This is a genomic window from Corallococcus terminator (assembly GCF_003611635.1).
Lineage (GTDB): Bacteria > Myxococcota > Myxococcia > Myxococcales > Myxococcaceae > Corallococcus > Corallococcus terminator.
Genome location: NZ_RAVZ01000017.1, coordinates 44057 through 52032 on the forward strand (window position 1 = coordinate 44057; position 7976 = coordinate 52032).

The window sequence follows — 7976 nt, forward strand, 5'->3', positions numbered from 1 at the left end:
CTTCCCGGATGCGGGAGGCGTGTGTGTTCAGACATGCCGGGTGATGACCAGCGCGTCCGTGTCGATGGCTTCCTTCAGCACGGACGGCAGGCTCTCCAACGTCACGCGCGCGTCCGCGCCCGCGAGGCACACGCCCGCGTCGCGCACCCGCAGCGTCGCCATCTCCACCACCGTGACGAAGCGCTCGCCCATGAAGCTGTAGACCACTTCCATGAGGCCCTCGCCCAAACGACGGTGGTCGAGCATCCGAGCACCGGCCTTGTTCAACGCGCGTTCCGCCCACTCACCGGATGCCGCCTCCGCGCGACGACGCGCGCCGGGCGAAAGGCCGGCCCCGTTCCACGGCTCCCGCGACCCGCCTGTCGCTCGCGCGGACGTATCACCGCGAACTGCGTGGGCCATCGCACGGGTCTCCGCGTCCCGGCGGATCTCCTCCAGGGTTCGCTCGCGCTCCGTCCGCGCGGACTCCAGCGCTTGGGCCTCCGCGTCCCAGCGGGCCTGTTGGTCCACCTGAATGCGCAGGAAACGGGCGCGCTCTTCCGCCAGCCGCCGCAGACACGCCTCCGCCTCCGTGCGTCCACCCCGGGCCACGTCGAGCACACGCGCGCGCGCCTCCACCGGTGCGAAGGGGATGCTCGTGCCGCGCGACGCGGCTTCCAACACCGCGAAGCCGAACGCCGCGCGCAGGGACGCGCCCACGCCGCGCGCATCCCCCAGCGGACGGTCCTCTTCCAGCGCATGTCGCGCCAGCTCCTCTGCTTCGCCTTCGAACTCCACGCCTTCGAAGACGAGCGTGCCGTCATGCCAGCGGCGCGCCGTCACCGGCGACAGGCGCTGGGGCTGCTCCTCCGGCATCAACGCCAGAAGCTCCGCCACCGCGCCCTCGCGCACCAGTCGGGTGCCCCACAGGTGGCCCCGCACGCGCGGCCGGGCCTCCAGCCCTTCGGCGGAGGCCGGCTCGCGCGCGGTGGCCTGACGGCCCCTCACCTCGAAGCGCCACCAGCCCGGTTCCACGGGCGAGGTGACGTGCAGGCGGCGTGAAGGCGCGTCCACGGTCCCGCCGCCGAAATACGGCAGCACCGCCGACTCCACCTTCCCGAGCAGCTTCCGGTAGTCCACGCCCCTGCCTCCTTCTTCACGCCACCTTCAGCAGGGGCGTGCTCATCACCCGGTCCACCCAGCCGGACTGGCGGGCTCCCGCCATGCGCGGCGCGTCCATCAACGTCTGGAGCACCCGCGGCACCTGGTAGGGGTCCGCGAACTGCCCCACGCTCACCTCGCTGAAGGGCACGCCCAACTGCGCCGCGCCCGTCCGCACCGTGTTGCCTCGCGCACCCGCCACGCTCACCAGCATCGCCATCGCCGCCACGGTGTAGCCGCACCCGTGGAAGGCCTTGGCGAACTGGTCGCCCGCCTCGCCCGCCTCGTCACCCACCACCATCACCACCAGCTTCGCCTCCGCCGGGATGCGCACGCCCGCGCGGTGGAGCGCGTGCACCGCCGCTCCATGCACCGTGCCGCCCGACGCCTTCATGTCGGCCAGCATGTGCTGCACCGCCGTGCGGTTGGCCGCCTTGGGCTTGAGCACCGTGCCCATGGTGTCGAACGCCGCAACGTGCAGCTTGTCCATCGGGAAGCCCGCGAGGATGCGCGACAGCGCCTCCTTCGACTGCTCGATGGCACCCTCCATCGACCCCGACTTGTCGATGAGGAACATCACCCGCACGTCCATGTCCGCCGTCGCCTGCGCCACCGCCTGTCGCGCGGCGTTGTCGCTCGCCTCCTCCAGCTTGCGGCGCAGCCCCTCGCCCCGGACGTTCTTCGCGATGTTCAGCGAACGCTGATCCGTGGCGCGTGACACCGCCCGCTCCCAGCGCGCCTTCACGCTCGGCTCCTCCAGCAGGCCCAGCTCCTCCAGCGTGGGCGTCATCAGCCGCAGGTCGCGGTCCGACAGCGACGGCAACAGCGTCGCCAGGATGGCGGGCGTGAGCCCCACGTCCTTCGGCAGGCGGCCCACGACCTCCTTGTAGGAGAGGCGCTCCAGCTCAATCCACTCGCAGATCTCCGCCTCGCTGAGCCCGTCGAAGCGCTCGCGCTTCACCAGCGTGAGCCCCTGGAGGCCCACGTCGCGGTGCCCCGCGTCCGCCTGCTTCTGCTTCCAGCCGAGCACCTCGAAGAAGCCCTGCGACATGGGCTTGTAGCCGGCCTTGCGCGCCAGCTTCTTCAGCGTCTCCTTGTAGCCCGCCTTCACCAGGCCCTGGAGCATGGGCAGGTTCGCCTCGCGCGCGGCCAGCCACTTCCGCGCCACGTTCTTCCAGCGGCCCATGGGCGGCTTGTGCGACGCGGGGTCTCCGAAGCCCGCCTCACGGTTGAGGCGCGCGATTTCGGGCACCTCCAGGAGCTCCGCCACGCGCAGCACCGCCTTGGGCGTGAGCATGCGCGTGGAGCGGCGCACGTAGTGCAGCACCATGGCCTCGCCGATGGCGCGGAAGTCGTCGTCGTGGAACGCCACGGCACCCTGGCCGTCGCGCACGGGCAGGCCCGCGTGACCCTGCACCAGCATCAGCGCGCAGGTGGCCACCTTCAGGTCGCGCCAGTCCGTCTGCGTCAGCGCGTACGACGCGAAGTGCGCCATCAGGGTGGGGTTCAGGCGGTACAGCTCCAGGAGCTGGCCGTACAGCTTCACCGCCGCGGGCACGAACAGGCCCGGCGCCACCTTGGGCCAACGCGCGCGCGCCTGGGGATGCGCGTGCGCCGCCGCCTCCCAGGTGCCGGACACGTTCAGGCCGGGGCGGTGGTGCCACAGGTGCGCGGAGCCGCCGAGCACCACGTCGAGCAGTCGCTCGGCGGGTCCCCGCTGCGTCTCCGGAAGGGTCGTCTGGGTGCGCGTCGTCATGGCAGTCCCCCTTTCGGGACGTCGGGAACAAAAAGGCAGAGGCATGCCCGGGAAGGGCAGCCAGGGTTGGAAGGGAAGGGTGAGCGCCCGAGTGAGGAAGCCGGAAGGCTGAATTAACAGTTCAGTGTCGGACCGCCGACGGGCCCCCCGCCCTTTCGAGCGAGGGGATGGAGTCGAACCATGGCTTGTGGGGCCTCTTCGGCCGGGCGCTCGAAAGCGATGCGCCCCTGGACGCCCCCTTGTCCGGATTCCTGACGGGGGATTTCCCAGGCTTTTCCGCTGCTTCCCTGGCCTCATTAAAGGGCGAAGGGGGCCCGTGCTTTTTCTCGAAAAGGGGCGTCAGGAAGCCCCAGCGGGTCGCGTCGAGGCATTCCAGGTGCTCCCGACTGTCCGGTGGTTCCGGCACGCGGGCGCCCACGACTTCATGGGAGGCTGTCCGCGGATGCCAACGTGGTACCTTGCCGCGCCACATCCCCGCAACCCAACCTCCCGGGATGACGCCCGTCCCGGGACAGCCTCCAGGGCCTTCCGGTGTACGAGCAGCTCACGGATGAGGAATTGTTCGCGGAGGTGTCCCGCCGCCGCACCACGGGCGAGCCCGTGGGCAACCCCTTGGGGGCCCTCTGCGCGCGATGGGCGCGCCCGGCCCGCTACGTCATCAGCAGGATTCAGGGCAGCTACGGACGCGGTTCTCCGGCGGACGCCGACGAGCTCTTCCAGGACGCGGTCGGGAAGTTCCTCGACCGGGGCCTGGACCAGTTCCGCGGCGTGTCCGAACAGATGCCGGGCAGGAGCGCGTCTCCCAAGACGTTCTTCCTGCGCATCGTCAAGCACGTCGCCATCGACTTCTACCGGCGACACCGGGAGGAGCTGGCGCCCGCGCCGTCTTCACCCGACGACGTCATGGAAGAGACCCCGTCCGAGGTGGCCCGGGCGGTGGAGGGCGCACGGCGTCGCGAGGAGCGCGCCGAGGCGCAGGAGCTGTATTGGGCCGCCTACGCCAGGCTCCAGCAGGAGCACCCCAAGGAGGCTTCAGCATGGGAGCTGTATCACCACGAGGACGTGGAGGATCACGAGGAATGCGCACGGCGTTTGGACATCAGCGTGGTGAATTCGTACAAGCGCGTCAGTCGCGCCCAGGCATACCTGCGCCTGTACCTGCTCGAATTGCAGCGGGACGGTCAGCCGGAAGAGCCGTCGTGAAATCCCTCGGAGGGATGCTGTCCTCCGCCCCGCGCGGGATGCCGCGATGAAGGGCGATACGCTGTCCCGCTACCAGGCCCGTCACGCGCGCCTGTCCGCGGGCCCCGCTCCGGTGGGCGAGCTGTTGGAGGCGGTGGGGGATGTGCTGCGCCGCTCGGATCGGCTCGGCACCGAAGGGGTGGAAGAGGCCCTGAAGGCGCTGGGCCGCGCGGAGCTGGAAGCCTGGGTGAGCGCGCAGAAACCACAGGCGCTCCAGCCGCTCCTGCTCCGGGCCGCCGAGGAGTCGATGGAGGCCGCGCTGGGCGATGAGGGGGAGGAGTCCGATGTGTGGCGCGCCTCCGCGCTAGAAGGCCTCTCCGCTCGCGACCGGGCCGCCTCCGCCGCCCGCGCGCTGAGCACCTGGGAGATGTTGAAGGGTCCGCTGGAAGGGGACGCCGCTTCCGCTCGCGAGCGCTTCCTCGGGGCGCTGGGGCACCTGGACACCTCGCTGCGCCCCCGGGCGCGCTGGTTCATCCCCCTCAACGCCGAACGCCGTGCCGAGCGCGACCTGTTGGACCCCGTGGAGCGCCCCGGCGCCTGGTGGTTCTCCGCGCGGGCCGGTTGTGACGACCTGCTGGCGTCCTGGACGGGCAAGCCCCTGAAGGACCCCGAACACCTGAAGGACTGCGCCGGCTGCCGCGCGGACCGTGCGGAGACGGCGGTGGTGGACACGCCCCCCCGGCGCCACCTCACCGAGGACGAGCTGTGGCGCCTGGACTCGGGCGAGATGGGCGGCGAGGAGAAGGCGCGCGTGGAGGCCCACACCGCCTGGTGTGGCGAGTGCGCGCAGGCCGTGCTGGCGCTGGAAGAGGGCGACGCGGCCATCGATGAGGCGCTGGAGCTGGAGGAGGACGGACTGTCCGCCCCTCGCGCGGCCAGGGACTCCCGCGCGGACGCGGCCCGGCGCCCCGGCGCGGCCCGTCTGCCGGAGCACCGCGAGGTGCTGGAGGAGCGGCGTGACTTCCGCGTGGTGCTGGTGCGCGAGCGTCAGAAGCTGCGGCTGCTCGTGCAGCCCCTGGGCACGCGCGCCGTGACGGCCGCCGTCTTCCTGTCGCCGGGGCGTCCGTCGCTCAAGCCGACGCAGGGGCCGGAGGGGTTGTCCTTCGACCTGTCCACCGCGCTGGCCACCGGCGCGCACGCGGCCCACCTCACGGTGCAGGCCGGGCAGGAGACGCTGGAGCGCGACTTCGCGTTCTAGCCGTCGCTGGCGGACACGGGCCGGGGGGAAGGTCTCCCACCGGCCCTTCGCATGACGGGGCCTGTTACTGGCGTCCGGAGGGCGGGATGTAGCCCTCGCGGTCGTCATAGGCCTGGGACGAGCGCACCGGCGGGCGGATGTCCACGGCCCGCGGCGCATCCGAGTCGCTCCGGAAGCCGCTGGACAGGAAGGCCGCCACCAACTGCGTCAGGGGCGGCCGGGTGGCCAGCGCCACGCCACACACGTCGAGCCGGTCCTCCACGTACCTTCCCCGGGACTGGATGTAGGCGTTGCATCCCTTCTCCGTGACGATGGTGGGGTCGCGACGCAGGTAGCGCCTGAGGGTGCCCCAGCGCATCTCGAGCGTGTCCGCGCTGAGCCGCACGAACACCGGCGAGCCTCCCCAGGTGCCCTCGATGAGGGTCGCGGCGCCGCCGGCGCGAACCTTCACCGCGAGGTCGCGCACCTCATAGGCGCCGTTCACCTCGATGCCGTGCTCGAAGAGCTCGTCGCCGAAGGAGCCCTTCCACGTCGAGCCGGTGCCGCGCACGAGCGGCGTCTTCGTCTCCACGCGCTGGCTGTCGAACCAGAATGCGCCCACCCGGCCCAGCGGCATGTTCTTGCGGCCCCAGATGGGCGGAGCGTCGTCCAGGCCCTGCGGCCCGGAGGGCAGGGGCTGCTGAGGGGCGCTGAGCAGGTCCGTCGTCTTCACCGACGCGTCCACCGGTTCGAAGCGCACGCCGTCCAGCCACGCCTGGCCCGCGCCGCTCATGATGAGGCCCGCCATGATGGTGGTGGCCTCTTTGGGCACGTCCAGCACCACGTCGTAGCGCTTGCAGCCGTGGGTGCCCACCAGGGCGCGCGACTGCATGTTGTCGAAGGCGAGCGGCTGCTTGGGGTCCACTCCCTCCACGCGCATCCACAGCCCGGCCCAGCCCTTCACGTCCTGGTGGCGCACGGCGGCGGTGAAGCGCAGGCGCTTGCCCTGGAAGTCCTTCGCGCTGAAGGCCTGCATGAAGGTGCCGAAGCTGTCGGTGGCCTGGGTGCGCGAGCGCAGGAAGGCGCTGCGGCTGCCCTCGCACGGGGCGCTCGCGTCCACGCCGGCTTCGTAGTGCTGGGGTGCGCTCTCCGTGACGTACCAGCCCTGTGGCAGCTTCGACTGCGTGGCGCTGGGCGAGGTGGCGGGGAGGCCCTGCGACGTGGACGGAGGCGTCGCGGCGGGAGGCGTCGCGACAGGAGGCGCAGCGGTGGGAGGCGCCGCGGACGGCTGCGCTGGGGCCGGTGGGGTCTGGGCGCTCGCGAGCGACGTCCATCCCGACAGGAGCAGTCCGAGGATGCGGGTTCGCGGGCTCATGGCGGAAGTCCTCACAGGGCCGCCGGGCGCGAACTCAGCGCGACGTCGGGACGGTGCGCGGAGGCGTCGTAGCGGGGGACTTCGCCCATGCCGCCGGGGTGGTAGACGAGCAACCCACGCGCGCTGGCGGAGCGCAGGCAGTGCTCCTGCGTCGCCAGGTCCGGGCACGCCACCATGATCTCCAGGGGCTCCGTGTCGTCCTGTCGCCAGGCGTCCTTCACCGTGGCGACCGGGCCGGGCCCCTCCACCGGGACCTCCGTGGGGCGCAGCATCAGGAACACGGAGGCGGCCACCGCCATCAGCGCAGCCGCCGCGGCGACGGGGCGGTGCCAGCGCGCGGGGCGTAGCACGACGGCCTCGCGGGAGGATGCGGCGGCGACCTCGTACAACTGTTCGTCCAGGAGGGCTTCTTCCTGGAGCAGGCGCGCGCACGCGTCGCAGGTGAGGGTGTGGGCCTCCAGCTCCGCCGCGGCGTCCGGCGGCAACGCGCCCAGCAGGTACTGCTCCGTGCGGTCGCGGGTGACGTGGGGCGTGAGCCTAGACATGGGTTTCCTCTTCGAGCGCGGTGCGCAGCTTCTTGCGGACCTCGCACAAAATCTGTCGCACGCGCTGGACGGACAATCCCACGCGGGTGGCGACCTCGGAATGGGGGAGCCCCTGGCCGTCGCAGGCCAGGAGGAAGACGTTGCGCGCGCCCGGGGACACCTGGGCGAGCGCGTCGCGGGCGCGGGTGAGCTGCTCCTCGGAGAGCAGGCGCCTTTCCGCGGACTGCGTGGGGTCCACCGGCTGCTGGCGCTCCGGCAGGTCCTCCACCGTGCCGTCCACCGATTCACGTCGGGTGCGGCGGGCGTCGTCCGCAGCCAGGAAGGACGCCTGGGCGAGCGCGAGGTGGGGCAGGCGCAGCTCCGTGAGCAGTCCCCGCTGTTGCTGCTGGATGAGGCGCGCCCACGTCTCCTGGGCCAGCTCCTGGGCGCGGTCCACCCGGACGCCCCGGGCGAGCAGCGACACCACCACCCGGCGCTGGTGCCTCGCGACGAGCGCGTCCCACGCGGCCCTCTCTCCCGCCAGCGCGCGTCGGGACAGGGCCTCCTCATCCGGAGCGACCCCGGGCCTGACGGCCTCGTCTGTCTCCTGACGCGACTGGAGCGTCGTCATCCCAAAGCCTTGTACGGCTGCATCCATGCCGTCTTCCCGTAGCGCACGTCGGTCGGTCGGGGACGCAGTGTGCCCCGGTGCCCGTGGGAAACGCGCATCCTGCCCGGTCATATCGACAAAGGGGGCCAAGG

The 7976-nt window shown here is 71.8% G+C and carries 7 protein-coding genes; 2 read left to right on the forward strand and 5 right to left on the reverse strand.

Annotated features, from left to right (window positions below; genetic code table 11):
* Positions 1-27: 27 nt before the first annotated feature.
* The gene (locus D7V88_RS04510) at positions 28-1119 is read right to left on the reverse strand and encodes a hypothetical protein (protein ID WP_120539346.1); all 1092 of its coding nucleotides are present in this window, start codon (positions 1117-1119) and stop codon (positions 28-30) included.
* A 16-nt stretch (positions 1120-1135) separates the two neighbouring features.
* A complete protein-coding gene (locus D7V88_RS04515) occupies positions 1136-2896 on the reverse strand; it encodes a VWA domain-containing protein (protein ID WP_120539347.1) in 1761 nt (586 codons plus the stop codon).
* Between the two features lie 531 nt (positions 2897-3427).
* On the opposite strand from D7V88_RS04515, the gene D7V88_RS04520 reads away from it, so the two are divergent.
* Both D7V88_RS04520 and D7V88_RS04525 read left to right on the forward strand, forming a co-directional pair.
* Positions 3428-4099: an RNA polymerase sigma factor gene (locus D7V88_RS04520; RefSeq protein WP_120539348.1), complete on the forward strand. Its 672-nt coding sequence runs from the start codon at positions 3428-3430 to the stop codon at positions 4097-4099.
* A 46-nt stretch (positions 4100-4145) separates the two neighbouring features.
* Entirely contained in the window at positions 4146-5336 is a 1191-nt protein-coding gene (locus D7V88_RS04525; protein ID WP_120539349.1) for a zf-HC2 domain-containing protein, read from the forward strand.
* A 64-nt stretch (positions 5337-5400) separates the two neighbouring features.
* Here the strand turns inward: D7V88_RS04525 and D7V88_RS04530 are convergent, their stop codons facing one another.
* The 3 genes from D7V88_RS04530 to D7V88_RS04540 are packed head-to-tail and all read right to left on the reverse strand — an operon-like array spanning position 5401 to position 7845.
* Complete coding sequence (locus D7V88_RS04530) at positions 5401-6690, reverse strand: AraC family transcriptional regulator (RefSeq protein WP_208726102.1); 1290 nt, start codon at positions 6688-6690, stop codon at positions 5401-5403.
* 11 nt (positions 6691-6701) lie between these two features.
* On the reverse strand, positions 6702-7235 hold the full coding sequence (locus tag D7V88_RS04535; RefSeq protein ID WP_120539350.1) for an anti-sigma factor family protein: 534 nt from the start codon (positions 7233-7235) through the stop codon (positions 6702-6704).
* Positions 7228-7845: an RNA polymerase sigma factor gene (locus tag D7V88_RS04540; protein WP_208726104.1), complete on the reverse strand. Its 618-nt coding sequence runs from the start codon at positions 7843-7845 to the stop codon at positions 7228-7230. Before D7V88_RS04540 ends, D7V88_RS04535 begins: the two co-directional genes overlap by 8 nt.
* Positions 7846-7976 lie beyond the last annotated feature (131 nt).

Coding starts and splice junctions, on each gene's coding strand:
- D7V88_RS04515 (WP_120539347.1), bottom strand. CDS start 2,896: ATGACGACGCGCACCCAGACGACCCTTCCGGAGACGCAGCGGGGACCC.
- D7V88_RS04525 (WP_120539349.1), top strand. CDS start 4,146: ATGAAGGGCGATACGCTGTCCCGCTACCAGGCCCGTCACGCGCGCCTG.
- D7V88_RS04530 (WP_208726102.1), bottom strand. CDS start 6,690: ATGAGCCCGCGAACCCGCATCCTCGGACTGCTCCTGTCGGGATGGACG.
- D7V88_RS04535 (WP_120539350.1), bottom strand. CDS start 7,235: ATGTCTAGGCTCACGCCCCACGTCACCCGCGACCGCACGGAGCAGTAC.
- D7V88_RS04540 (WP_208726104.1), bottom strand. CDS start 7,845: ATGACGACGCTCCAGTCGCGTCAGGAGACAGACGAGGCCGTCAGGCCC.